We start from the raw sequence: 25,096 nt of genomic DNA, 5'->3' as shown, positions 1-25,096 counted from the left end.
CGGGCCTTCATGCCTGACCCGCGGGGCAGGCATGAGTGCCTTCCCTACTTCAAGGCCGCCCTGCGCGCCGGCGGGTCCATGGCCGCGCCGCTGGGCAGGCCGCCCTCGGCGAAGTCCTTCTCGATCAGGTCCGGGGCGATGCGGCAATTGCGGCCAACCACCAGCCCGTCGGGGAGCCGCGTGCCCTTGCCCACGATGGAAAGCCCCGAGCTCAGGTGCTCCGGGCAGGACACGTTGGGCACGCCTGAAGGACCGTGCCCCACGCGCGCCCCGCGGCCCACGAAGACACTCTTGTCAATGATCGCCCGGTCCACCACCGCGTCGCTGCCGATCCAGCACTGGTTCATCACGATCGAATCCCGCACCACCGCCCCCTTCTCCACGATCACCCCCGGCGAGATCACTGAGTTCTCCACCCGGCCGCGCACGATGCTGCCGCTGCCCATGAGCGAACGTCTCACCGAGCCGGTGTTGCCCACGAACATCGGGGGCAGGTCGTAGCTCACGGTGTGGATGGGCCAATCGGGATCGCGCAGGTCCAGCTCCGCGTCCACGCGCGTCAGGTCCATGGTGGCCTGGTAGTAGGAGTCCACGGTGCCGATGTCCGCCCAGTAGCCCTCGTAGGCGTAGGCGTACACCTCGCCCTCGGCGACCAGCCGCGGCAGCAGGTCGTGGCCGAAATCGTGGCGACTGTTCGCGTCGGCGGCGTCCTCGGTCAGCAGCCGCTCCAGCAGGCTGCGCGAGAAGATGTAGATGCCCATGGACGCCAGCGTGCTGCGCGCGTGCCGCGGCTTCTCCTCGAAGTGCACCACACGGTTCTTCGGGCCCAGCTGGAGGATGCCGAACTGGTTGGTGAGCTGCTCGGGCACTTCCTTCACCGCCACCGTCACCGAGCCGGGGTGCGAGGCGTGGAACTGGTACATGGGGTTGTAGTCCATCTTGTACACGTGGTCGCCGGAGAGGATCAGCACCTCCTCGGCGCGGGTGGCCTGCAGCACGTGCAGGTTCTGGTACACCGCGTCGGCGGTGCCCTTGTACCAGTCGGTCTCGGCCCAGCCCAGGTAGGGCTGCAGCTGCTCCACGCCGCCGCGGGTGCGGTCCAGGTCCCACGGCCGCCCGCTGCCGATGTGCTGGTTGAGCGAGGCGGGCCGGTACTGGGTGAGAATGCCGATGTCGAAGATGCCGGAGTTCACGGTGTTCGAGAGCGCGAAGTCAATGATGCGGTACTTGGCCGCGAACGGCACCGCGGGCTTGGCCCGCTTCTCCGAGAGCAGGCACAGCCGGCTGCCTTCGCCGCCGGCCAGCAGCATGGAGTAGCGCTGGCTCATCGGTGCGCCACCTCGGCGCCCGCGGCCACCGTGGTGCCGCTGAAATCCGCGGGCACCGCGCCCAGCGCCACGCGCGCCCCCTCGCCCACCAGCAGGCCCGGCGGCAGCGTGGCGTTCTTGCCGATCACGGTGATCGCCCCCGGTCCGCCCACCCGGGCGCCGCCGCCCACGTGCACGCGCTTGTCCAGGATGGTGGTGTCCACCACCGAGCCGGCCTCGATGCGCGAGAATGCGAACACGATGGAGCGCTCCACCCGCGCGCCCTTCTGCACCCGCACGCCACCGAAAGGTTGGCGACCACGCTGCCCGAGATCACCGCGTCGGTGCCCACCAGCGCCGGCGCCAACTCCTCGTTCTTGGAGAACACCGGCCACTCGGGGTCGTACAGGTTCAGCGGCGGGCGCTTGCCCAGCAGGTCCATGTTGGCGCGGTAGTAGGCGTCCACCTTGCCCAGGTCTTCGTGGAAGCCGTCAAAGGTGCGCGCCTCCACCCGTTCGCCCTGCTCGATCATGGGGATGATCACGTGGTAGACCATGTCCGGCCCGGTCGCGGCCTCCAGCCGCTTGAGCAGGGCCTGGGTCTCGAACAGGTACACCCCCATGGAGGCCCAGCGCGTCTCGGTGGCCCGCGGCTTCTCCTCCAACCGCACCACGCGCGGCCCCTCCAGCGTCACCATTCCGTAGCGACCGCACTGATCGGCGGGCACTTCCTTGACCATCACGGTGAGCGCGGCGCCGGAGGCCTGGTGGGAACGGATCAGCTCGCCGTAGTCGGCCATGTAGACGGCGTCGCCGGAGAGCACCAGCGTCATGCGCACGCCCTGCAACTGGTCGCGGTTCTGGGCCACCGCGTCGGCGGTGCCGCGGTACCAGCTGGCCTCCTGCCGCCGGCCGAACGCCTGCAGCAGCGTCAGGCCGCCGTCGCGGCGGTCCAGGCCCCAGGGGCGCCCGATGCCCACGTGGCGGTTGAGCGAGGTGGGTGCGTACTGCGTGAGCAGCCCCACGCGGGACAGCTCGGAGTGGGCGCAGTTGGAGAGCACGAAATCAATGGCGCGGTACTTCCCGCCGAAGGGCAGGGCCGCCGCCGGACGGTGCGCGGTGAGCAGCCCGAGCGAGTCGCCCTTGCCCCCCGCCAGGACCATCACGTAGACGTCGCGCATGAGGGAGCCCCGGGGCTAAAACTCGAAACTGCCCGAGATGCGCTGGGTGTTGTCCAGGCCCGCGTTCGAGTTGGAGATGAAGGCGTAATCCAGCGCGAAGCGGCCCCGGCGTCCGCCGGCGCCCGCGGTGAAGTTGCCGTGGTTGAACCCGGCGCGCAGCGCCAGCGTGCGCCGGTACCAGTATTCGGCGCCGGTGTGGAACTCGCCGCCCACCTTGCCGGTGGAGAACTGGCTGAAGGTGCGCCGGTTGTCGAAGGTCAGGTACACGTCCCCGGCCAGGGTGACCAGGTGGTCCTGCCCGATGCCGCGCGTGATCGCGGTGCCCGCGCGCAGCGAGGGCGAGATGCGCTCGTGGCGCCCGGTGTCCCAGTTGAGGAACGTGCCGAAGGCGTCGTGGAGCGCCAGGCCGAACGAGACGCTGGGCGAGGGCGTGTAGATGGCGCCCACGTCCGCCCCGAAACCGAAGCTGGAGTGCTCCGCCACGCTCTGGCGGATGAGTTTCACGGTGAGGCCCAGGTTGAGCCGGCGGCTGACCACGCGCCCGTAGCTCATGAGCAGCGCCATCTCCGAGTCGCTGGTGTAGATCAGCCGGCCTTCGTCGTAGATCGGCACCGGCAGGCCGCCCGGGCCCGGCTGCGTGCGCAGGCTGTCGGTGAGCGGGATGTTGTCGAGCGACAGGCGAACCACCGCGAAGCCCAGGGTCTCCCGTGGGCTCAGCGGCTGCACGAAGCCCAGGTAGTCGTAGTTGAGGACCTGCCCGAACTCCTCGGAGTGCGCGGGCAGGAGCTGGCGGCGCGTGAGGAAGCCCAGCCCGGCCGGGTTCCAGTACATCGCGGTGGCGTCGTCGGAAAGGCCCACGAACGCCCCGCCCATGCCCAGGGCGCGCGCGCCCACGCCCAGCTTCAGGAACTCCCCGGCGTACTTGTCGGCCCGGGCCGGGATGGGCAGGGTCAGCACCAGCAGGAGCGCCAGGAGGATCCGGTTCGGACACCGCATGCGATCAGCCTTTCCGGGCGGGCTGCCGGCGCGGCCCGCCCCGGTTGGGGCGGCGCCGCGGACGGACCCGCAGGGCCTGAGAAGCCCGGGTCATTCCGGGCGATGAAGGCACCATAACAACCTGCGGCACTTGGGTCAACGGCCGTGCCACCAGCCGCCCCCCTTTGCCATGCGCCGGGAGCGCGGAAATGTGCCCCGGACCGCCTACCTACCTATCAGAATTCGAAATACGGCCTCCGGGTTCCCGGCAAGAGCGCTTTTCCGTGGCCTTCCTTCGGCGGCCCCCCATCTCCAACTTGACACGTTACGAGTTCGTGATATAATTCTTTCGTTATGGGGCCGCACCCAGCACCCAGACCCGGTCGCCACCAGGCCCCCTGCGAGGATTCTTCGATGAGAGTGAAGCTGTTCGCTGCCGCCGCCATGCTCCTGGCCGTGGGCATGAACGCGACGCCCGCCCACGCCTTCATCCTGACGCTCACCGCCACCGGCGACGATCGCATGACTGTCTCCACCGATCATGGGCCGTACTACGCCGGCCGCCATTTCGACGACTGGCGCCACGCAGACTCGTTCGACTTCAATCTTTCGGCGCCGGGCAAGGAGCACGAGATCATCATCCACGTCCAGGAGGCGGACATTGACGCTCCCGGGATGAAGCCCGGGGCCTTCCTGGCCCAGGTGTCCATCACCCCCGGTTCGGGATTCGTCTGGGAATCCACCGGCACGGACATGCTCACCACCAACATGACCGACTGGGAGTACGCGGTGATGGACCCGCTGTACAACAGCGACGTGCAGTGGTACGACCCGTGGTCGGGCTGGAGCGGGCCCTCGTTCCTGGTGGCGGGCGCCAACCCCACGGTCGCGGTCGGCCCGCAGACCAACGGGCGCTCGGTGTGGACCACCTACAACGGCGGCCCCGTGGCGGGCATCGCCAACGAGGCCATGTGGATCTGGGAGCCGGAGAACGAGCTCATGCCCGGACAGCGGGACACGTGGTACCGGCTGCGGACGAACATCGTGGCCGAGAAGAAGGACCCGACACCGGACCCGGTGCCGGAGCCCGGGAGTGGGATCCTCGTCGCGCTGGGGCTGGCGGGCGCGATGCTGGGCGCGCGGAGGAAGTGACCCCGAAATAGGGCGCCCACGCGCCCGCTCGAGCGCACGAACGTGCGCTCCCTTCGCAGCCGCGCCCGACCTCGCACGGGCGCGGCTGCTTCATTTGCCTGGCCTCGGCCCGGGGCTTCCCATGCCCTCTGCCGGGACGCAGGTGTGCCTCTCAGGGCCCGCTCGTCGGGCCATCCTGGCCCGACATCGCTGCGGCTGTCTCACCTGCCTCCTGCCGACAGGCGACCGCGCGAGTGTTCGAAGATCAGCGACGTTTCGACGTGGTCCACCTCCGGGCGCGAGGTGAGCTCGTTCACTGCCAGCGCGCGCAGGTGCTCCACGTCGCGCACCGCGACGTGGAGCAGGAAGTCCTGCGCCCCCGCCAGGTGGTAGACAGCCAGCATCTCCGGTAGTCCCGCGGCATGGCCGCGGAACGCGCGCACCATGGCCAGGGAGTGACGGCGCAGCCGCACCGCGATGAGGGCTTGCAGCCCGATCCCCAGCGCCGCAGGCTCCACTTCCGCATGGAAGCCGCGGATGGTGCCCTCCGTCAGCAGCCGCCGCACCCGCTCCAGGCAGCTCGAGGGCGCCAGGCCCACGCGCGACGCCAGCTCCTTGTTGGAGAGCCGCGCATTGTTCTGCAGTTCGGCCAGGATCTCCAGATCCATTCGGTCCAGGGTCCTGCGCGTCGGCTCCTTCCGCAATTTATTCTGTTTCTTTGCCATGGACATGAATCTATCATCCAGAACGGACCAACTTCCAGAAGGATCTTCCGATGTCAAACCATCGCACAGAATCATCCCCCCCGCCCGCGGTGGCCTTCACCGTGAAGCTCGCCCGCGCGCTGCACCGCCTGGGCGCGCCCAGCCACCGGCTGGAAGACGCCATGACCGACGTTTCGCGAGCGCTGGGGATCCAGGGCGCCTTCTTCGCCACCCCCACGGCGGTGTTCGCCACCTTCGACGCCCCCGGCTACCGCGAGACCTTCCTGGTCCGCGCCGAGCAGGGCGAAGTGGACCTCGAACGCCAGACGCTGGTGGAGCAGGCCATTGACGACGTTTCCGCGGCGCGGATCTCTCCCACCCGGGCCGAGGAGCGGGTGGACGAGATCCTGGCCGCACCGGCGAGGTACGGCCCTGCCACCCGGGCAGCCTGCTTCGCGGTGGCCTCCGGATCCGCCGCGAGCTTTCTGGGCGGGGGCTGGCGCGAGATGGCGCTGACCTCCGTCGTGGGCCTGGTGATCGGGCTCATGGCGATCCTCGCGCGGCGCTTCCGCAACGCCGGGCGGCTGTTCGAGCCCGCGGCCGCGGCACTGGCCGCGGCCGTCGCAGTGGCCGCCGCCACCACCATTCCGCACGTGAGCCTGCACGTGACGCTGCTCGCCGGGGTGATCGTGCTGATCCCCGGCTTCACGCTCACCGTGGCGATGACGGAGCTGTCCAGCGGGCACCTGGTGTCGGGCTCCTCGCGGCTCACCGGTGCGGTGGTGATGTTCATGGGGCTGGCCTTCGGCGCGGTGCTGGGCAGCCGCGTCGCCGGGATCTTCTTCGGCGCGCCCGCCCCGGTGGATCCGGTGGCTCCGCCAGGCTGGATCCTGTGGGCCGCGCTGGGGGTGGCCCCGTTCGCGCACGGCGTGCTGCTGGGGGCCCGCCCGCGCGACATGGGCTGGATCCTGTGCGCGGGTGTACTCGCATTCTTCGGGGCGCGCCTGGGCGCCCACGTGCTGGGCCCCGAGCTCGGCGCCCTGGTCGGGGCGCTGCTGGTGGGCATGGGCAGCAATGCGCTGGCGCGCGTGCGCCGCCACCCCGCCGGTGTCACGCTGGTGCCCGGGCTGATGCTGCTCGTCCCCGGGAGCCTGGGCTTCCGGAGCTTCTCGGCGCTGGCCGCGCACGACGTGCTGTCCGGCCTGCAGGCCGCGTTCACCATGGCGTTCGTGGCCGTGGCGCTGGTCGCCGGGCTGCTCGCCGCCAACTTGCTGGTACCGCCGCGCCGGGCGCTGTAGCGCCGGCATTCGTGCCGCCCGTTTCCCGAGCTGTTCCCGGCAGGTGCGCAGGCCTGCCCTGCGAGCTTCCGATGGAGGATCCATGAGCCGCTTCGACCCGATCGAGTCCCTGGCCCGCGCCCGTCACGAGTTCGGAGAGCACGGCGGGGTGAACATGTCCATCGAGGCCAGCACCACCTTCACCGTGCTCAACGCCGACACCATGCCCGAGATCTTCCACGGGCTGCGCGGCCCGGGGCAGGGCTGCTATCTCTACGGCCGCCACTTCAACCCCACTGTGTACGCGCTCGGACGCCAGCTGGCCGCCCTGGAAGGCACGCAGGCCGCCTACTGCGCTGCCAGCGGCATGGGCGCCATATCGGCCACGGTGCTGGGCATCTGCGGCGCGGGGGATCACGCGGTGGTGGGCGACACGATCTATGGCGGCACGTTCGCGCTGTTCCGCCACTTCCTGCCGGCGCGCACGGGCATCCAGGCCTCCTTCGTGGACGTCACCGACCTGGCCGCGGTGGAGGCTGCGTTCCGGGACCGCACGCGGCTCCTGTACGTGGAAACCACGTCCAATCCAACGCTGGTGGTGGCCGACATCACGCGCCTCGCGGAGATCGCGCACCGTCACGGCGCGCTGCTGGTGGTGGACAACACCTTCTGCCCGGTGATCGTCTCCCCCGCCCGGCACGGGGCGGACGTGGTGGTGCACAGCCTGACCAAGTTCGTGAGCGGCGCCTCGGACGTGCTCGGCGGGGCCGTGTGCGGCAGCGAGGAGTTCATCGCCGGCCTCATGGACGTCAACAACGGCTCGCTGATGCTGCTGGGGCCCACGATGGATCCGGGTGTGGCATTCCACCTGGGGCTGCGCATCCCGCACCTCGGCATTCGCGTCGCGGAGCACTCGCGGCGCGCGCTGGAGTTCGCCACGCGTCTCTCGTCACGCGGTCTGCCGGTGATCTACCCGGGGCTCGCCTCGCACGCGGGGCACGCGGCGCTGGAGAGGATGCTCAACCCGGGCTACGGCTGGGGCGGGATCTTCGGCTTCGACCTGGGCACCGCCGAGCGCGCGGCGCGGTTCATGGAGGCGCTGCAGAACGAGGGCGGGTTCGGGATGATCGCGGTGAGCCTGGGGTACTTCGAAACGCTGCTTTCGTGCTCGGCGAGTTCGACTTCGAGCGAGTTGTCGGAGGAGGAGCAGGCTCGGGCGGGGATCTCGCCGGGGCTGGTGCGGGTTTCGATCGGGTACACGGGGAGCCTGGAGCAGCGGTGGGGGCAGTTCGAGACCGCGATGAAGGCGGTCGGCATCGCGCGCAGCCCTCTCCCGGGGCGCGAGTGCACCCCTCACGGCCCGTTCGGCTGCGCATCCTGCGCAGCCATCACTGCGGCTGCTCCCTCCTTCGCCATCCTGGCTACGTCGGTCGCAGACGCACCGTGAGGGGTGCACCCGCGCCCCGGGAGAGGGTATTGCCGTGCCGGGCAATCAAGCGTCCTGCGATTGCTCGCCGTGCTGTTCCGTGCAGTCAAGTTGCCCTGCGGTTGCTCCGCCGCGCAGCTCCGTGGATTGCGACTCCTCTGCACTTGCTCCGCCGTACGCTTCGGTGCTGCGCAATTCCGCGCTGTTCGTCCTAAGCTGGCGTGAACGCCTTCCCCAGATCCGTGGCAACGCGACCGCCCTCTCCCGCCAGGGGGCGGCTCTGGAATTCGGCGGCGCTCCAGGCTCCGACGCCGGCGGAGAACAGGATCAGTTCCTCCGCTCCCGCCACCTCCGACACCGGGAAGGCTCCCAGTGTGACTTTGCGGCCTCGGGCTTGCAGCTTTCCTATGGCCCAGGCGCGGGTGGTGCTTTCGAGGCCGCCGCAGGAACTGTCGGGGCCGAAGACTTCTCCATCGCGCGACCACAGCACTCCCGCCCTGCATGCGCCTGCGACTTCGCCCCTCTCGTTGGCCCGGATCGCTTCGTCGAATCCGTTCGCGCGGGCGGCTTCCATTGCGCGCCAGGGCTCCGCGTAGCTCAGGAGCTTGAGGCCGCGCAGGGGGGCGTTCGAGAACACCCTCCAGTCGGAGAAGCCCACTCGCGCGGGCGGGCGCGGGGCCGGGGCGGGGCGCAGGAGGATCAGGCGGTGGACCGGGCGGTCCGGGTGGTCCGCGGGGCCGTGTGCCGCGGTCGAACGCCCTCCGGGCCCGATCGGACGCTCGCCAGGGTGGGTCGCGGCGTTCGACGCAGACCCCGGCGCGGCGGGCTCGGGCCACAGCGGACCGGCGCCCTCGAATAGTTGGATTCGGGCCAGGGCGTCGGGAGGGGCGCCGGCGGCCTCGGCCAGGGCGCGCGTCTCGGCTTCCAGGGATTCCACGCGCGTGGCACGCGGGTCGAAGCCCAGTGCGGCGCAGCCGGCTTCGAGGCGCAGGCGGTGCAGGGGCCACTGCCACAGGCGGCCGGCCACGAGGCGCGCCGTGGTGAATGTGCCGGCGCCGCACAGGAAGCCCGCGGAGGTGGGCGGGACTCGTGCTTCCGCCATCGGAACGACGCGGCCGTCGAGATGGACCAGCGGCAGGGTCACGGGGTGGCGGCCTGCAGCGAGGCTCCCGGCTGTAGCGCGGCGTCCGCCTGGAGCGCAGCGTCCGCCGGCCACGGCAGTTCGTCTGCCTTCACCCGCACCGGCTCGCGCGTGGCATCCCCCTGCCCTTCCAGCGCGCGCTCCAGCGCGCGCCGCTTCAGGCCGCACTCGCGCCACTCGTCCATCGGGGTGGAGTCCCACGTGATCGCCCCACCCACCGGGAACGAGGCGCGGCCGTCGCGGATTTCCAGCGTGCGGATGGCCACCGACATCTCCCATTCGTCGCGCGCGCGGAACACGCCGATCGAGCCCATCGAGAACCCGCGCGGCGCGGGCTCCAGCTCGGCGATCAGCTCCATGGCGCGCAGCTTGGGTGCACCGGTGATGGAGCCGGATGGGAACGTGGCGGCCAGGATTTCGGCGATGGTCACGCCGGCGCGCGGCTGCGCCTCGACCACGCTTTCCAGGTGGTGCACGCCGGGGAAGCTGCGCACGGCGAGCAGCTCGGGCACGTGCACCGTGCCCGTGCGCGCGATGCGGCCGAGGTCGTTGCGGAAGAGATCGGTGATCATCACATTCTCGGCGCAGTTCTTGGGGTCGAGCGTGAGGGCCCGCGCGGAGCGGGCGTCGGCCGCGGGATCGGCGTGCCGCGCGGCTGTGCCCTTGATCGGCGCGGCGCGCAGGGTGTCGCCCCGGCGTCGCAGGAAGCACTCGGGCGAGAGGCTCACCAGGTCCAGGCCGGGACGTCGCAGCAGTGCCATGTAGGGCGCGGGGGCGTGGCGCAGCGCGGAGCGATAGAGCGAGCCCGGGTGACCCGTGACCGCGCACTCGAGGCGGTTGACCAGGTTTAGTTGATAGACGTCGCCGGCGGCGATGTACTCGCGGGTGCGCTCCACGGCACGGGTGTATTCGGCAATGCCGAAGGCGGCGCGCCAGGGCCCGGGGCGCAACGCGGCGAGCGGGTGCGCCGACGCGGGCTCGGGCATCGGCCGTTGGAACAGGCCGGTCGTGCCCCGAAGGTGCAGCCGCTGCCGCGCGTGGTCGAACTCGGCCCACCCGGGGTAGACCGCGAGGTCGGCCAGCACCGCGCCGGGCTGAAGGCCGCGCGCCCAGTTACCCGGCAGGCGCGGCTGAAGGAGCCAGCCGGCCTCGTAGGATAGTGCCAGGACCGCGAGCGAGCCGGCGGCTCCTGCCGTGGGCGCGAGGCTGGCTTCGAGGGTCCCGAGGAGGCCCTGGAGCGCGGAACGCGCATCGGCCTCGTTGTTCCAACGGACGGTCCGGTGCAGGGCGGGCCAGGCCGCCATGCAGCCGATCCCGCCATGGCGCGGCCCGGCATCCAGCAGCGATGGGAAGCAGCCTGCCGGAAGCCCGGCAAATGCGACGGTTGACACGTTATCGTTCCTTGATATGCTCTACGGAAAGGCGTCCGGGAGAGCCGGACGCCAGCGTGCCCTCAGCCTGACACACGGGAGTTCCCATGACGAGACTGCTTCGCTGCGCGGCCCTGGTCCTTGGCGGTGTGCTCGCGGCCTCCACGGCGATGGCCTACGGCCTGAACATCACGGCCACCGGGGATGATTTCACGTTCGTGTCCTCGAACGGTGGAGCCTACTACGGCGGCGCCAACTGGGACAACTGGCACTATGCGGACGTGTTCGGCTTCTCCCTTGCCCCCGGCGAGGAACGGAATCTCGTCTTCCACGTGCACGATCACTGGGGCCTGAACGGCGACGAGAATCCCGGCGCGTTCCTGGCCCAGCTCGACATCGCCCCCGGCAGCGGCCTCATGTGGGAGACCGGCGGCGCCACCCTGCTCACCAACACCAACGACTGGCTGTACGCGCTGAGCGACCCGCTGGCGGGGCCGGCGACGTGGTACACGCCGCACTCCGGCTGGGCCAGCTCGCGGCCCATGACCAGCGGCGTGCAGACCAACGCAGCCTCGATCTGGAAGCACACCAACGGCGGCCCGATCGCGGGGATCGCCGATGATGCGCAGTGGATCTGGAGCCTGGAGAACTTCACCGTCGAGGCGCCGACGGACGTGTGGTTCAAGCTGAACCGCAGCGTGGCGCCGGTGCCGGAGACGGGCTCGGGGTGGCTGGTGGGGTTTGGGCTGGCCGGGCTGGTCGTGGTGGGCGGGGCGCGGAGGAAGTAGGCACGACGCGCTTCCTGGCGAGTGCAGTCGCCGCAGACGAACTTCAGAAATAGGGCGCTCTGCGCCCGCTCGAGCGCACGAGCGTGCGCTCATCGCAGCCGCGTCGGGGGCCCTGGCGCGGCTGCATCATTCCCCTGCGCGGGGCGCCGGCGGTTCCGGGGCGTGGCGGCCGCGGGCGTGGCCATCCGCGTGGCATCCAGGGTCCGATTTGGACTGCGTTGCGTTGACATGATTTCGCGGCGATGCGATTCTCTCGGAGACTACTTTGCCGGAGTGGTGAAACTGGTAGACGCGCGGGACTCAAAATCCCGTGACTGCAAGGTCGTGAGGGTTCGAGTCCCTCCTCCGGCACCAACGCACCGTACTTGATTCAGCGACTGCCTCGACGGAAAGTGCTCGATGATCCCGCCCGGCCTGGAGAGGGACTGGCGGCGACGTGGAACCGATGCACCTTGCATCCATCCACCACAAACAGGAAGCCCTGGGTTGAGACCGCGAGGCCCACGGGTGAATAGACGAGGCCCGAGCCCAGCTGGTGATACCCTCCCGCCGTCTCGAAGACGCCGATCCTCTGCCCGCCGACGCAAGTCGTCCCGTGGCCTGGCAGGGTCGTGCACTCGGGCAGATCTCCGGCGTACAGGTTGCCGGCGGCGTCCACCGCGAGTCCCCCCGGGAATGTGAATTGCCTGTCCCCCCGGCCCGGCCCGCCGACAAGGGTTGCACCTCCGCCGGAAATCGAGTAGACGCCCCGCAAGTCCCTAATTGAGACGTAGACCCGCCCCGAGGCATCGACTGCCAGACTGTTTGGCCACTGCTGATTGATCGATGGCACGTCTATGTACCTTTGGAGGACGCCGGAATGATCGTAGACGGTGACTCTCAAAGGACCGTCGATACTCGAGATGTAGTGACTTCCAACCGTGAAGAGCTGCGCGTTCGGTCCCATGGCGATGCTCGACGTGCGTCTATCCACGATCCAGTCGTTCAGCGCCGCTCCATCCGAGGAAAGCACCAGGATGCGCACATTTCCGCCGGCTACGCTCGGCCCCGCGAGCACGTAGATCCGGCCCGTCGGATCCACCGCTACCCCGGACACGTTCGCCGGCCTCCCGTTGTCCAGGTCGTTGACCAGGAAGCCTGCGACGAATGCGCCGTCGGACGAGAACTTCTGCACCATGCTTCGGCCGGCGTCTCCGATGTACACGTGTCCCTAGCCATCCACTGCCACGGATGTAGCCTGGCCGATTTGTCCATCCCTGCTGCCACAACTCCCCCAGGAGAAGTAGTCCGCGGGGGGCTGTGGGTCCACGACAAGTCCAACACTGACCGATGAGCACTGAGAGTTTCCCAGGTTGAGCGTGCAGTTGAATGTGCCCACACGAACCGGAATTACCTTGAATCGGATAATGGCGGAAGCGCCACCTTTGATCGAGTAGACACTGTCCAACAGGACCAGCCCGGGGCATGTGGCAGTCACCCTGCCGGAGATGCGGGTGATCCCGGTATTCACAACGGTGAACCATCCGCTGGCGGAATCTCCCAGCATGAGGCGGGACGGCAGCCCCAGCACAGACTCAATGTTGCAGTGCGGCGGCTCGAAGCCCGTTCCCCGGAGCGCGAGCCATGCCGACGGCGGCGAGCCAATGGCGAGGGAGCAGGAGTAGGCGACCACGTCGGTCGGGGCGAACCGCACAGTCACCTCGAGCGAGTCGCCGGCTGGCAACAGCTCCGGAAGCGACGTGACGACCCGGAACGCGGCACACGAGGTCTGCACGGTAGCAGGCACCGGAGCGCTCCCGGCATTTCGAAGCCTGAAGGTCTGATCCGTTGTTCTGCCCACGAGCAGCTGTCCGAAGTCGATGGCACTCCGGGAAAGCCGGAGGCTGCCGGTCGGTGGAGATGCCGCGACTCCAGTAAGCAACACGCTCCCGCAGCTGCCACCGGAGAGCTCGACGAGGCATGTCTTCAGTCCTCCCGACCCGGTTGGCGCGAAGTTCAAGGCAACCAGGACCGACTCCCCCTCAGTGAGGGCGTATTCCCCACCGGAGACAACCGAGAATTCCGGGCACGAGATGCCTGCACTCCCCCGAAGCACCCCACCACCCAGATTGTGGACCGAGAATGAAAGGGTTCTCGATGCACCCACGGTCACCGTGTCAAAGGACACCTGGGTGCGCGGAACGTAACATACAGGTGTCGACGCGGCAGTCGCAGTCCCCCGGCCCAGAACGCGGATCCACGCGCCGATGCCGCGCACCGAGACGCTGCACGCGTAGGCGACGGTGTCGAGCGGAGTGAATCTGATGGTGAAGGACTTGGACTGTCCCGCAGCGAGCGAAAACGTGCTGTCGCCCACCAGGAGGAACGCAGCGCTGGACACTCCGAGAGTCCCAGCGATCGTTCCCCCTCCGGCATTTGTGACACTGAACGACCGGGAGGGACTCGTTCCGACGCGAGCGGAGCCAAAATCGATACTGGTTGGGTTCAGCACGGCATCGGGCTGCGGCTGTGGCGTCACATGGTCCGCGCAACCGGCAGAGAGGGCCCCGACGAGCACCAGCGGGGCTATGGAGAAGAGGCGGAAGCGGCTGAGTCTTGACTTAGGCACGGCGGCCTCAATTCGAGAAGATTGCGTCGGATCCATCCGCAAGCATATCACATGATGTGCCTCAAGATGCGTTTGGGTCGGCTCCGATTCGGACAGTCCTGGACTGGAATTCGGGTATGCCCGAGGCGCGTTCCCGATCCTGCTCGGCGAACTCGCCCCGGGGGAGTTTGCAGCGTGCGCAAGATCGCCTTTCAGATTGTCCGCCCAGGGTAGCCGCTGGCGCAGGGCCTCGTAAGGGGTCTTCCCGCCGTGCGCGACGCGGGTGGGCTCGCCCCTCTTCCGTAGACAGTCTGCCTACGCTGCCCGACTTGCCCATCCTCCGACCGTCATGCAGACAGGCACCGCCGCACAGTTTCAAGCACCTTCCCCGCCGACGGCAGTACCCCCAGCGCCGCCATCGGCCCCCCATCAATCACGATCTTCCCATCCACGAGAACCTTGAACTCACCGTAGCGTCCCCCGACCATCTCGACGTCGGTCTGGAGCTCACGTCGGATTCGTGCCGCCACACGGACAGCATGAAGTCCGGTGATTCAGTACGCGCAGTAGCGAATCTCAATGCGTGCCATGTGGATCTCCTTGAATGCTGCGCCCGGAGCCGGGCGACGGGGCCGCCTCGCGGCCTGCGTGGTTCAGGATGCCACCTTGCCCTGGCGGGGCAGAGCGCCTCTCAGATGCTCAAGATAGTCCGCAAGCGCACGCCGTCCCGATGCGGTGATCCGGTAGCTCGTGACTGGCAGCCTCGCCCGGAAGGACTTGTGCACATCCAGGTACCCAGCGGCCTCCAGCTTCGACACATGACTCGAGAGGTTCCCCCGGGTGAGGCCGGTGGTGGCCTCGAGGAACTTGAACTCCACCTCCGCGGCGCCGGATAGCACCGTGAGAATTACGAGCCGCGCGGGCTCGTGAACCAGGCGGTCCAGGTTCAGCAACGCCTGGACCGATCCCTGCGCGCGAGCCCGGCTCATGCGCCCCCGCTAAACGCGCGCAATTCCCGCTTCAACGCGCGGAACCGCGCATGCTGCATCGCGCCCGCCACGACCATGATCCCCGCCGCCAGCGGCGCCTGGAGCTGGCTGCCAAGCGGGTAGTGCAGTCCCACGAGCGCCACGGCTGCCTGGCACATCAGGAACACGCCCACCAGGATCTCCCCCACCGTCCACAGCCAGAACCAGACCACCAACGGGATCGCGAGCACGAAGCCGAGGTAGCCGGCGAGCGGCAGCACGGCCAGGCCGGCGCCCTGCGGTCGCGCCGAGAGTTTCCACAGCAGAAGTACCAGCACGGCAACGCTGCCGGTTGCGAGCAGGCCCGTGATAAGTCTGTGCCAGCTCGCCTCTCGAGCGGACAGCGGCTCCACGACCCGCCCGAGGCCCTGGTACAACCTCGCCCTGAGCACACCCCGCACGGCCAGCCACAGGAAAGGCGTCGCGGCGAGCGCCAGCCGGAGTGGCAGCCCCCAGGGCAGCAGCGCCCCACCGAAATAGGAGCCCAGGCACAGCAGTCCGCCCGCGACGTGACCCAGCCCGGCCTCGTTGCGCTGGAAGCGCGAGTACCTCCGGGTCAGCTCCTGAAGCCGTTCCATGCGGGCGACGGCCTCGGGGGCGGCGGAGTAAGCGGTGGGATTCGGATCCATGGATGTAGTTTGCCATGCAGACTAGTTTGCGTCAAGTCACATTCGGGGATGGGTCGCAGTCGGGGTGTACCTCTGAGAGGCGGATGGTCTCGGCAAGTGAACCAGCTCGGCCGCGGTGTGTCGCATCTCCGGCAGACCCAACCACCCGGCAGCCCGCATGGTTGGGGAGCCTAAAGGCGCCCCCCGGGAACCGCTGGGCCGGATGCTGCGTCAAACTGTGAAGACCGCGAAGCCGGCCCCTCCGGCCCCCACACCTGAGCTTCCCTGGGAGAACACAGGCACAATCCCTATGCGCACATCCCATGGATTCCTTCTGGCAGTACTGATGTCGGCAGCGTGGCTCACTCCCCCGGGGGCCGACGTTGCGTTGGCGGCAAAGGCCTCCAGAGACTCCACGGCGCAAAGGCGGCATCGACCGGCCGGTGTGCCCGTGGTGCCTGCGACCGCTCAGCAGTTGCTGGCCCGTGTGGCCCGCCCGGGCGCGGACGCGACGTTGGTCAACGTCTGGGCCACCTGGTGCGTCCCATGTCGGCAGGAGTTCCCTGCCTTGCTCAGGGCGGCCCGGGGACTTGCCGGGTCCAAACTCCGGCTGATGCCGGTATCCGCCGACTTCGACGAGCAACTGCCCGAGGTGCGACGCTTCCTGGCGGCACAGGGGGTGCGGGACACGAGCTACATCAAGACGGGCCCGGACATGGAGTTCATCAACACACTCAACCCCGCGTGGTCCGGGGCGCTCCCGGCCACGTTCGTCTATGACCGTCGGGGCAGGCTGGTCGAGTTCTGGGAGGGCGAATGCGACACCGCGCGCTTCGGGAACGCGATTCAACAGGCCCTGGCATCACCTTCAACGATCAAGGAGCCTTCCAGATGAAGCTGAACTCCGGTGTCTTGCTCCTGTCCGCCTTCCTGCCGGCGCTGTTCATCGCATCCGCCGGGGTGGCCCGTGGAGACGATGGCAAGAGCCCGTCCCCCGAGTCCCACGCCGTGAGCGCTGCCACGCCACTCGCGCTCGGCAAGCCCGCGCCGATGGCGGCGGAGCCCATGAAGGCCGGAGATGGCCAGTACGTTTCGATCGGGGGCGTCGCCGGGAAGAAGGGCACCCTTGTGATCTTCACCTGTAATCACTGTCCATGGGTCAAGGCGTGGCAGGCCCGGATTGCTGCCATCGGGAACGCGGCCCTGGAGGGAGGAATCGGGGTGGTGGCCGTCAACCCGAACGACCCGGGAGCCTACCCCGAGGATGACTACGAGCAGACGCGGGCCCGGGCCAAGGCCCTCGGGTTCAAGTTCGCCTACGCGGTGGACTCCACCTCCGAAGTGGCCCGCGCCTTCGGTGCCACGCACACGCCCGAGGTGTTCCTCTTCGACGCATCCGGACGATTGGTCTATCACGGGGGCGTGGACGACAATGCCCGCGACGAGAAGGCCGTGCAGGAACACTGGCTGCAGGACGCGGTGGCCGCGGTGGCCGCCGGCAAGCCCGTGCGGCTGGCGGAGACGAAGGCCCTCGGCTGCTCCGTGAAGCTGCGCGCGAGGGAGAAGTCAGGGACGTAGGAGCCGCCGCGCCTCCCCCACCTCCAGGCGCTCCCCGTCCGCGTCCTTCGCCACCGCGAGCAACTGCGTGGCGCACTCCCGTGCGGCCGCGTGCCGCCCGCACGCTTCCGCCGCGCGCTGCGCGCCCGCGAGTGCGTACAGCCGTCGCGGCGAGGTCTCCAGCGTCGCCGTGTAGGCTTCCAACGCCTCGGCCGGCAGTCGTAACTCCATCAACATGTCCCCCAGCAGCTCGCGCGCCGGCAGCACCGAGCCCGGGGTCACGGGCAGCTTCTCGCTGGAATCCTCGATGGCCGCGGCGGCCTGCATCCCCGTCAGTGCCGCCTCCCGCCGCCCTTCCGCGAACGCCAGCCACGAGGCCGCCACCCGGCGCTGCACGTCCACCTGGCGCGCCCAGTACTGGAGCTTCGGATCTTTGATGTCCTTCCGGATGGCCTCCAGGCGCGCGGCTGCCTCCCGCGCGACCTCGAGCCGGCCCGACCGCGCGCCACCCAGGGCGCGCGCGTACTGCAGCGTCGCCTCGGTCCACGGATAACGGCTCCAATCCCATCCCGGCGGGAGCCGCAACTCCGCCGCCGCCCTCCAGTCCCGCCGCTCCAGCGCGTAGCGCGAGGGCACGGACGCGAGCGCGTAGAAGAAGGACAGCGTCTGCCGGCTCACACGCCGGATCGCCAGGACGCTGTCGCGGATGGCGCGGGCCTCCACGTCCTGTCCCTTCTGTAGATAGGCGTATTCTAAGTAATCGAACGCGTGCACTTCGTCGTAGTACGCACCGCCACCGCAGACCGCCGCCGCGTACTCGCGCCCGGCCTGCGCCGCGGCCAGGTTGGAGAGGATGCATTCGTCCCACATCCCCAAACGAGTGAAGATGTGCGCCGGCATGTGGAGCGCGTGCGGCACGCGCGGTGCGATCTCGGCGTAGTGGCGGGCCGCAGGCAGGGCGCGCTCCGCGAGCGGCGGCGCGTCGCAGCTGTGGATCAGGTAGTGCACGATTCCCGGGTGATCCGGATGACGGACGTAGAGCGGCTCCAGGATGGCCAGAGCCCGGCGCTGCCGGGCGTAGGTCTTGTCCCTGGGATCCGCCGTGGCGTCGAGTGCCAGCGCGTGGAACGCCGCGGCCTCGAGATCCTCGGGGAATCGCGCGCTCAGTTGCTGCATCGCGCGCTCGTAGGCCGCGGCCCGGGTGCGGTGGTCTGCGTGACGCCAGTCGCGATAGAAGGTGGCCAGCGCCGCGACATAGGCGCGCTCGCGCTCGCTGCCGAACCCGATGGCCTCCGCGCGCTGCACAGCATCCCAGCCGCGCTTCAGGGACACGCTGTCGGGCGGCTCCCACAGCGGGTGCCACAGGCTCATCGCCACTCCCCACCACGCCATGGCGCAGCGCGGGTCACGTTCCGTGATCGCGGCGAACTCCCGTTCCGACTCCTCGTAGAAGAACGAGTGCAGCACCGCCACCGCGTGATCGAAGTCCGGCTGGATCCCCGGCGCGCTCGTCACCGGGAAGCTCACGCGTCCGACATTCCCGAGATCCGCGGCCGCGGCCCGTGCTCGAGAGGAGACGCCGGATCGGCCGATGCCCACGACGTAGATGACCAGGGTCAGTGACACGGCCACCAGGCCGATGACGAGTGTGAGACGGGGAATGTTTCGCATGACCACCTCCACGCCAGGGCGGCGTGTCTCCGAATGGCGGCCGTTCGGGGAGGATCATCGCGGGGATTCCGGGGGCATGTCAATGCTCTTGCGGGGACGTACTCATGCGCGGACGCCGCGAGCCCGGCGCCGGGGCCCCGCGCGGAGGCCTGCGGACTCGGGGCGGCTCAGGAATCCGGCATCGTGATCCGGGCCGACTTGATGTCGGGGATCTCGACCTTGCTCCTGGGGAGCATCTCCGCGTAATGCAGAAGCGAGAAGACGAACGGATTCGCCTGGTCCTGGTCCAGGATCAACACGTCGGTGTCCGTCATTCGAAAGCGCCCGACCTGCGAGGTGCCTCCCCGCATATACACGTAGTTCCTGGCCGGGGATTCTGGCGCGGGAATGGCGTCGCCCGAAAACGCGATGCTGATCGCGTTGGCGCCGACCTCCACACCCGTCATCGTCCCGTCAACCCGCGGCGGCGGAAACAAGCCAAATGGCCTCACCATGATCCGGTTTCCGTCCACCAGCAGGCTCCTGTTTGGCGGCAGCGCGATCACCCGGTCGAGGTGCAACGGCGCCCAGCGAATGAGGCTGGTGGCATGAATCCCGCCGAAGACCCGCAGATGATCTACGGCGATGACCAGCACGTTTGTCAGCGTGTCCACGCTGAGATGCGCATACATCGAGAAGGGAATCCAGACCACGAGATTGACCTTGCCGCTCAGCTTGACCTGCCGCCTGCCCTTGTCGTCCGTGACGATCGACACCTGCAGCTTCTTCACCCGCGATCCGGGGTAGTTGAAGATGCTCTCGTTGAACATGCCGGCCAGAACATCGGGCCGGATGAGCACCACGGACTTCTGAACCACCAGGTGATAGGACTCGGGGTCGTCGAAGTTGACCGACGTGCCCTGAACCGGCACTGCCCGGAGCGCCATGTTGCCCGCGTCGATGTAGACCCTGTCCGACCATTTGAATCGGACGTTCTGAAGTCGGATACGAACCCCCGGGGCGCCTGTGAACTGGGCGGTGTCGGCCCCCAGGAATTTCGTCCGTAGCCTGTCGGACTGGGCCCGGCTGGCTCTGATGACCAACGACTGTTGGAACAGCAGGTAGCCCTCCCCGGCGATGACGGCGAGCAGCAGGACGAACAGCGCGATGCCTGGGCGCCGGTGGTTGCCAATCCAGTCCGTGCTCGGCGATGCCATGAGGTCCCCTTGGTTGGGCCGGCCCGGATGGACTCTGGCCCGAGGCAACTACCCTTCAGCGGTCGTTTGCGCTCACATATGAACGTGCGCATGCAGATAAACATGCATATTGACAAATCTGTGTCGCCGTGATACCTATATTCGAATCTCTAGTTTCGTCCGCCAGCACACTTGTCCCTGGCACCTCTGAAGTCACGGCGGATTCCCCCCCAGCTTAGCACTCGCTACCAGCCCTTTCATCCTCGCTCCGGCGGCAGCATCGAGGCCGCGCCGCCGGATCCAGCCAGACACATTCGGTCCTTTCGTGTGTGACGTCCCGTTGTACCCCGGCCGCCTTCGGGCGATGAAAGGGACCCATCCATGAAGCCATCGCTATTGCCTTCCCGTGCACTGCTCTCCCTGCTCCTCATGGCTGCGCTCGTTCCCGCAACTGCGGGCGTCGCCTACCCCGTCAGCTTTGGAACGAATACTGATTTCCCAACCGGAGCAGCCCCCACTTCGGTCGCGATGGGCGACCTGAACGGCGACTGCAGACTCGACATGGTAGCAGCGAACCGCAATGGCAACACCATCTCCGTGCTGATGGGCAATGGCGCCGGTGGGTTCGGTCCAAAGACCGACTTCTCCGCCGGCATCATTCCATTCTCGGTGGCAATCGAAGATATCAGTGGAGACGGAAGGCCCGACGTCGTGGTGGCGAATGCGGGCTACTATCCGGGCAGTCCGGGCTCCGTCTCCGTGTTCCTCGGCGATGGGGCCGGGGGGTTCGCGCCCAGAACCGACTACGCCGCTGGCACGGAGCCCTACAACATCGTGATTGGGGACGTCAGCGGTGACAGCAAGGCGGACCTGGTGGTCGCGAACCTGGTTTCCAACACTGTATCGGTCTTTCTCGGGGACGGCGCCGGAGGATTCGGTCCGAAGACCGACCTCGCATGCGCGGGGGGCCCAACGTCGACCGCAATCGGGGACGTGAACCTGGATGCGAAGCCCGATCTGGTTGTGACCAGCTGGTATGCTAACGCGATCTCGGTATTCCTCAGTGACGGCGTGGGCGGCTTCGGCCCCAAGACCGACTTCCCGACAGGTTCGAGCCCGCGGACGGTCGCGCTCGGAGACGTGAACAGCGACGGAAGGCTCGATGCCGTAGTCGCAGCCGCAAGCGCGAACAGCGTGGCGGTGCACCTTGGCAATGGCACAGGTGGGTTCGGCCCCGGGACCAACTTCGCGGTCGGGACCCTGCCCCGACAACCCGCGATCGCCGACCTGGATCTCGACGGCAGGTTGGACATCGCGGTCACGAACCAGAACTCGAGCACGGTGTCGGTACTCCTGGGTGACGGCACTGGCGGATTCGGTCCCAAGACCGATCTTGCGGTCGGAACGAGTCCCTTCTGGGTCGCGCTTGGGGACTTGGACGCTGATGGCAGACTCGACATGGCCGTGGTGAACAACGCTGTCAACACGGCGTCGGTGCTGCTGAACACCAGCCCCTACTTCGGCTTCCCACCCAGCGCGGCGAACTCCACGGTGCCATCCACACTGTCGGTCGGGGCGAACGGGACCTGCTGCTTCGACGTGATCGTTCACGATCTGTTCGGCAACCCCATCACCGGGTCCAAGGTGGTGGTCGACTTCGGAAACGGGGTATTGAACTTCTGCCCCACCCAACCGCTCGGGCATGCCGTCGAGTGCAGCGCCGTGCGCGTCTTCACCGACGTATCGGGCACCGCGCGATTCTGCATCTGCGCCAACGTCGCCCTGCCGTGCAGCGTGAGCATCCGCGCCGATGGTGTCCTGCTGGCCGCGAGCGTGCCGCTGGTACCATGCGCGTCCGATTCTACCCGGTGTTTCGGCCCCGACACCTGGGCCCACCTCACGGGGCCCGGTGTGGCAGGCTCACCGGTGGCGCCGAGCGCGCGCTGGGGCCACGCCATGGTGACGGACTCGAAACGAGGCACCATCGTGCTCTTCGGGGGCGCCAACATGCCGACCAACTTCGGCGACACATGGGAGTGGGACGGGTTCGTGTGGACCCAGGACGCGCCGGCAACTTCGCCTCCTGCCCGCCGGATGCACTCCATGGCCTTCGACAAGGCCCGGGGACGCGTGGTCCTATTCGGTGGGACTTTGTCTGGCGCCCCATTCGGCGACACATGGGAATGGGATGGGTTGACCTGGGAGCAGGTGGCGAGCACGGGGCCCTCCCCACGGCACAGCCAGAGCATGGTCTACGACGACGTCCGGCGGTGCGTGGTGTTGTTCGGGGGATTCGATGGCACACCCCGTGATGACATGTGGACCTGGGACGGAATCGCGTGGTCGCAGGTCACCGCCACGATCCCCGCTCCTTCGGCCCGCTTCGGGGCCGCGATGGCCTACGACGAGGACGCGCGCACGATCTTCCTGGCGGGGGGCGACACCGGTGCCGGGCTCTCGGGCGAAACATGGGAGTGGAACGGTTCCGCCTGGGCGCTTCTCGACGCCACGTCCGCGCAGCCGGTACGGGGGGCGTCGATGGCGTACAGCCCCGACTGCGGTCGCCTGTTGCTCTACGGGGATGATGGTTCCACTGTCGGGCGCTGGGATGGCGTGAAATGGAAGCGGCTCCCCGCCGCCCTGGGCGTGCGCCTGTTCGCCGGAATGGCCTACGACGTGGTGCAGGGCCGGTCGATGCTCTTCGGCGGCTGGATACCCCCGTTCGGACCGACCTACAACGACACGTGGGCGTGGTGCTCGGGCTGCAGGAACGAGCCGGCGGAGGTGGATTCGCTGGGCAATGACATTCTGCCGGACGATCTCGATCCGGCCGTCCAGGTGACCTTCAACGACGTGGACTCGCTGGCCGGCAGCCTGTCCGACCTCTACCCGGGTAAGGACCTGGCCACGGCCGACTGGTACCTCGATTTCCCCTGCGAGCCGTCAATCGACGAGGAGCCGCTGCCGCCGGAGGTGAACATCAACTTCACGGATTCGCTCTCCACGGCGCTGAACATGACCGTCGATCCGCAGGAGATGTCGGATTCCCTGACCCGGTTTGAGAGCCTGATCTGGGAGCAGGCGAGCTCCGAACCCGACACGTTCGGAACGAGCGCGGCCGGCTGGGCGCCGTTCACTCCGCCGGCGCAGCCCCACTGCATCTCCCCGGAAGACCCGCGGCACTACGCATTCGGCGGTCGCGACATCATCTTCGTGCATGGGCTGATGATGGAGCCCCTGGCACAGAAGGTCTTCGGCACTCCGGAGGACGTGAATGTCGAATGGCACGTGCCACGGCCCTATCAGGGCAGAATCGAGAATCCCTCCTTCTACGGGGACGGCTGGTGGAAGACCCTCGCCAATGCCTACTGGGCCGACCACATTCAGCGCTTCCTCGTGGAGAAGGGCTTCAGCAACCGCTACCTGGTCGTGTCCTATCCCGTGACGCAGCGGCTGGAGGTCGGCGTTCGGGCGATCCTGACGCAGATCGTGGATGCCATGCGGGACGGCACCGGGGTCGTGGACCTCTCGGGCAGGAACGACGTGCAGGGCTTCGGCACGCCCAGCTTCGTCGTCGTCTCACATTCGACCGGTGGGCTGATCACGGATGTGGCCATGAGCGCCGCACAGATACGCCCCAACCTCGGTGCCACGGTGGTTCCGAAGCTGTGCAAGGCCCACATCGCGCTCGATGCCGCGATCTCGGGTTCGCGGCTGGCCACGGCCGTGATCATCGCGTCCGGGTACTGCGAGCGGGCGTTCTCCAACAACGTGCCCGAGTGGGTCTGCCCGCTGGTCAACGTGACCTTCGGCATGGCCAACGAGATCTGGCCGGCGTTCCCGGCCTTCAATTGCCCTCCGAACTTCAGCGCGCTGCGCCACAGCGTCCTGGTCGACCTGGTACCGCTGGTCGCGCAGCTCAAGTGGGGTCCGAAGATCGAAACGACGCCGGTGCGCGATCTCACGGTGGTGGGCGGACATCCCTCCTATGTGAGTCCATTCAAGTGGCTCATTCACCCGGGCTATGACGACGGCGTTTGCACCATCAATAGTCAGGTAGGCAATCCCAACACGACAGCCCTGTGGCCCAGCGGGTACCATCCCAAGGGCGCCCTCGGCTTCATCAAGGTATTCGACCGCGGCCTGTGGAGTTGTGCCGGCTCTCCCGCCAACCGCGGCGCCTGCGCACCCAAGCGGGCTGCGCTGCTCTACGTGGACCAGGTCCTCGACCGGGCGTTCAACCCCCTCAACCTGGTCGCATCCCCGTTCCCCCTTGTCGCCGCGGGCGCCACCCCGTACCTCTCCCCCACCGGGATGGTGCAGCCCTTCGGGCAGAACTACCATCCCACGAATGGCTTCAATCCACTGCGCCGCTACAGCAACCATTTCTCATTCCTGCAATCGTCGATGGACCACTTCGGCGGCTCGACCGGCCTCAGCCATACGTCCTATCCCAACGGGTGGAATGGCAATGCCTATCGCAACACGTTCGGCGAGATCAACGATGAAGAGCAGATGGTGATCACCGACGAGGGCGTGTTCGCGCCGTTCAATACGGACGGGGTGAGCTTCGGGAGCATGTACTACCCGGGCGAATCGGCGCCGATTCTGAATCGCCTGTTGCTCCCCCCATGGGACCAGGAGTACATCCGCGGCCGGCAGATCAGCTTCGGACGCCTGGGCAAGTTCCTCCGCAAGTCCACCAAGGTCCGCTGGAGGTGGATGCGCCGCTATCACTTGCTGCAGAACTGGCAGACGAAGATGGCATGCGACTACGTGTACGAGTACGTGCTGCGCGGGGCGAACACCAGCTGTGACCCGTCGCCGCTCGGCATCGGTGGGGATTCGCAACTGCGACTGGCTGCACGGAGCTCCCCCAATCCTGCGATCCGGGGGATGGCGATCTCGTACACGCTGCCAGGCGCCGGGCATGTCGACATCGCAGTGTACGACGCCGCGGGGCGGAGGATCCGGACCCTCGTCTCGGGATCGAAGGAGCAGGGTGCCCACATCATTCACTGGGACGGAAGGAACAGCGCGGGGGGGCCGGCAGGGGCCGGCGTGTACTTCTGGCGCCTGGTCACCGGCGGCCAGGAGCTGACTGGCCGGGCGGTGCTGCTCAAGTAATCCGGGAAGCTCGTTTCGCGGGCTACGGCGACCGTCCCCCCATC

Annotated in this window: 19 protein-coding genes and 1 tRNA gene; 8 read left to right on the top strand and 12 right to left on the bottom strand. The window is 68.1% G+C overall.

Annotated elements, in window-relative coordinates; translation table 11 throughout:
• Positions 1-44: 44 nt before the first annotated feature.
• The 3 genes from HZB25_05095 to HZB25_05085 form a co-directional block, all read right to left on the bottom strand.
• Entirely contained in the window at positions 45-1,310 is a 1,266-nt protein-coding gene (locus HZB25_05095; protein ID MBI5836601.1) for an NTP transferase domain-containing protein, read from the bottom strand.
• 142 nt (positions 1,311-1,452) lie between these two features.
• Positions 1,453-2,487, bottom strand: coding sequence for a glucose-1-phosphate adenylyltransferase (gene glgC, locus HZB25_05090; protein ID MBI5836600.1), 1,035 nt, complete (start codon positions 2,485-2,487; stop codon positions 1,453-1,455).
• Between the two features lie 15 nt (positions 2,488-2,502).
• Positions 2,503-3,483 (bottom strand): PorV/PorQ family protein, encoded by a 981-nt coding sequence (locus HZB25_05085; protein ID MBI5836599.1) that lies wholly within the window; start codon positions 3,481-3,483, stop codon positions 2,503-2,505.
• Positions 3,484-3,876: 393 nt separating this feature from the next.
• On the opposite strand from HZB25_05085, the gene HZB25_05080 reads away from it, so the two are divergent.
• Complete coding sequence (locus HZB25_05080) at positions 3,877-4,614, top strand: PEP-CTERM sorting domain-containing protein (GenBank protein ID MBI5836598.1); 738 nt, start codon at positions 3,877-3,879, stop codon at positions 4,612-4,614.
• A gap of 200 nt (positions 4,615-4,814) precedes the next feature.
• Here HZB25_05080 and HZB25_05075 read toward each other — a convergent pair whose 3' ends face one another.
• On the bottom strand, positions 4,815-5,318 hold the full coding sequence (locus HZB25_05075; protein MBI5836597.1) for an Lrp/AsnC family transcriptional regulator: 504 nt from the start codon (positions 5,316-5,318) through the stop codon (positions 4,815-4,817).
• A gap of 50 nt (positions 5,319-5,368) precedes the next feature.
• On the opposite strand from HZB25_05075, the gene HZB25_05070 reads away from it, so the two are divergent.
• Together HZB25_05070 and HZB25_05065 are read left to right on the top strand one after the other, a co-directional pair.
• Positions 5,369-6,595 (top strand): threonine/serine exporter family protein, encoded by a 1,227-nt coding sequence (locus HZB25_05070; GenBank protein MBI5836596.1) that lies wholly within the window; start codon positions 5,369-5,371, stop codon positions 6,593-6,595.
• A gap of 82 nt (positions 6,596-6,677) precedes the next feature.
• Positions 6,678-8,021 carry an aminotransferase class V-fold PLP-dependent enzyme gene (locus HZB25_05065; GenBank protein MBI5836595.1) on the top strand — a complete coding sequence of 448 codons (1,344 nt, stop codon included), beginning with the start codon at positions 6,678-6,680 and terminating at the stop codon, positions 8,019-8,021.
• A gap of 190 nt (positions 8,022-8,211) precedes the next feature.
• Here HZB25_05065 and HZB25_05060 read toward each other — a convergent pair whose 3' ends face one another.
• Both HZB25_05060 and HZB25_05055 read right to left on the bottom strand, forming a co-directional pair.
• On the bottom strand, positions 8,212-9,144 hold the full coding sequence (locus tag HZB25_05060; GenBank protein MBI5836594.1) for an aminotransferase class IV: 933 nt from the start codon (positions 9,142-9,144) through the stop codon (positions 8,212-8,214).
• Positions 9,141-10,532: an anthranilate synthase component I family protein gene (locus HZB25_05055; protein ID MBI5836593.1), complete on the bottom strand. Its 1,392-nt coding sequence runs from the start codon at positions 10,530-10,532 to the stop codon at positions 9,141-9,143. The genes HZB25_05060 and HZB25_05055 overlap by 4 nt, the downstream gene beginning before the upstream one ends.
• A gap of 86 nt (positions 10,533-10,618) precedes the next feature.
• On the opposite strand from HZB25_05055, the gene HZB25_05050 reads away from it, so the two are divergent.
• Entirely contained in the window at positions 10,619-11,299 is a 681-nt protein-coding gene (locus tag HZB25_05050) for a hypothetical protein (protein MBI5836592.1), read from the top strand.
• A gap of 267 nt (positions 11,300-11,566) precedes the next feature.
• Positions 11,567-11,653, top strand: a tRNA-Leu gene (locus tag HZB25_05045).
• 16 nt (positions 11,654-11,669) lie between these two features.
• Here the strand turns inward: HZB25_05045 and HZB25_05040 are convergent.
• From HZB25_05040 to HZB25_05025, 4 genes are all read right to left on the bottom strand, one after another.
• On the bottom strand, positions 11,670-12,476 hold the full coding sequence (locus HZB25_05040) for a hypothetical protein (GenBank protein ID MBI5836591.1): 807 nt from the start codon (positions 12,474-12,476) through the stop codon (positions 11,670-11,672).
• A 33-nt stretch (positions 12,477-12,509) separates the two neighbouring features.
• Positions 12,510-13,790, bottom strand: coding sequence for a choice-of-anchor D domain-containing protein (locus tag HZB25_05035; protein MBI5836590.1), 1,281 nt, complete (start codon positions 13,788-13,790; stop codon positions 12,510-12,512).
• A 749-nt stretch (positions 13,791-14,539) separates the two neighbouring features.
• Complete coding sequence (locus HZB25_05030) at positions 14,540-14,875, bottom strand: transcriptional regulator (protein MBI5836589.1); 336 nt, start codon at positions 14,873-14,875, stop codon at positions 14,540-14,542.
• Positions 14,872-15,492: a hypothetical protein gene (locus HZB25_05025; protein ID MBI5836588.1), complete on the bottom strand. Its 621-nt coding sequence runs from the start codon at positions 15,490-15,492 to the stop codon at positions 14,872-14,874. The genes HZB25_05030 and HZB25_05025 overlap by 4 nt, the downstream gene beginning before the upstream one ends.
• A 484-nt stretch (positions 15,493-15,976) precedes the next feature.
• Here HZB25_05025 and HZB25_05020 point away from each other — a divergent pair, with 484 nt between their 5' ends.
• Together HZB25_05020 and HZB25_05015 are read left to right on the top strand one after the other, a co-directional pair.
• Positions 15,977-16,417 (top strand): TlpA family protein disulfide reductase, encoded by a 441-nt coding sequence (locus HZB25_05020; protein MBI5836587.1) that lies wholly within the window; start codon positions 15,977-15,979, stop codon positions 16,415-16,417.
• Complete coding sequence (locus HZB25_05015) at positions 16,414-17,100, top strand: thioredoxin family protein (GenBank protein ID MBI5836586.1); 687 nt, start codon at positions 16,414-16,416, stop codon at positions 17,098-17,100. Before HZB25_05020 ends, HZB25_05015 begins: the two co-directional genes overlap by 4 nt.
• On the opposite strand, the gene HZB25_05010 is transcribed toward HZB25_05015, so the two are convergent.
• The gene (locus tag HZB25_05010; protein ID MBI5836585.1) at positions 17,089-18,750 is read right to left on the bottom strand and encodes a hypothetical protein; all 1,662 of its coding nucleotides are present in this window, start codon (positions 18,748-18,750) and stop codon (positions 17,089-17,091) included. The genes HZB25_05015 and HZB25_05010 overlap by 12 nt on opposite strands.
• Positions 18,751-18,917: 167 nt before the next feature.
• The gene (locus HZB25_05005; GenBank protein ID MBI5836584.1) at positions 18,918-19,946 is read right to left on the bottom strand and encodes a hypothetical protein; all 1,029 of its coding nucleotides are present in this window, start codon (positions 19,944-19,946) and stop codon (positions 18,918-18,920) included.
• Between the two features lie 360 nt (positions 19,947-20,306).
• Between HZB25_05005 and HZB25_05000 the strand changes: the two genes are divergently transcribed.
• The gene (locus HZB25_05000) at positions 20,307-25,052 is read left to right on the top strand and encodes a VCBS repeat-containing protein (protein MBI5836583.1); all 4,746 of its coding nucleotides are present in this window, start codon (positions 20,307-20,309) and stop codon (positions 25,050-25,052) included.
• The last annotated feature ends 44 nt before the right edge of the window (positions 25,053-25,096 follow it).

This window comes from Candidatus Eisenbacteria bacterium (assembly GCA_016235265.1).
In the GTDB taxonomy this organism is placed as follows: domain Bacteria; phylum Eisenbacteria; class RBG-16-71-46; order RBG-16-71-46; family JACRLI01; genus JACRLI01.
Note: the sequence above shows the minus strand (reverse complement) of the source record. Positions and strands in the feature narration are given on the sequence as shown.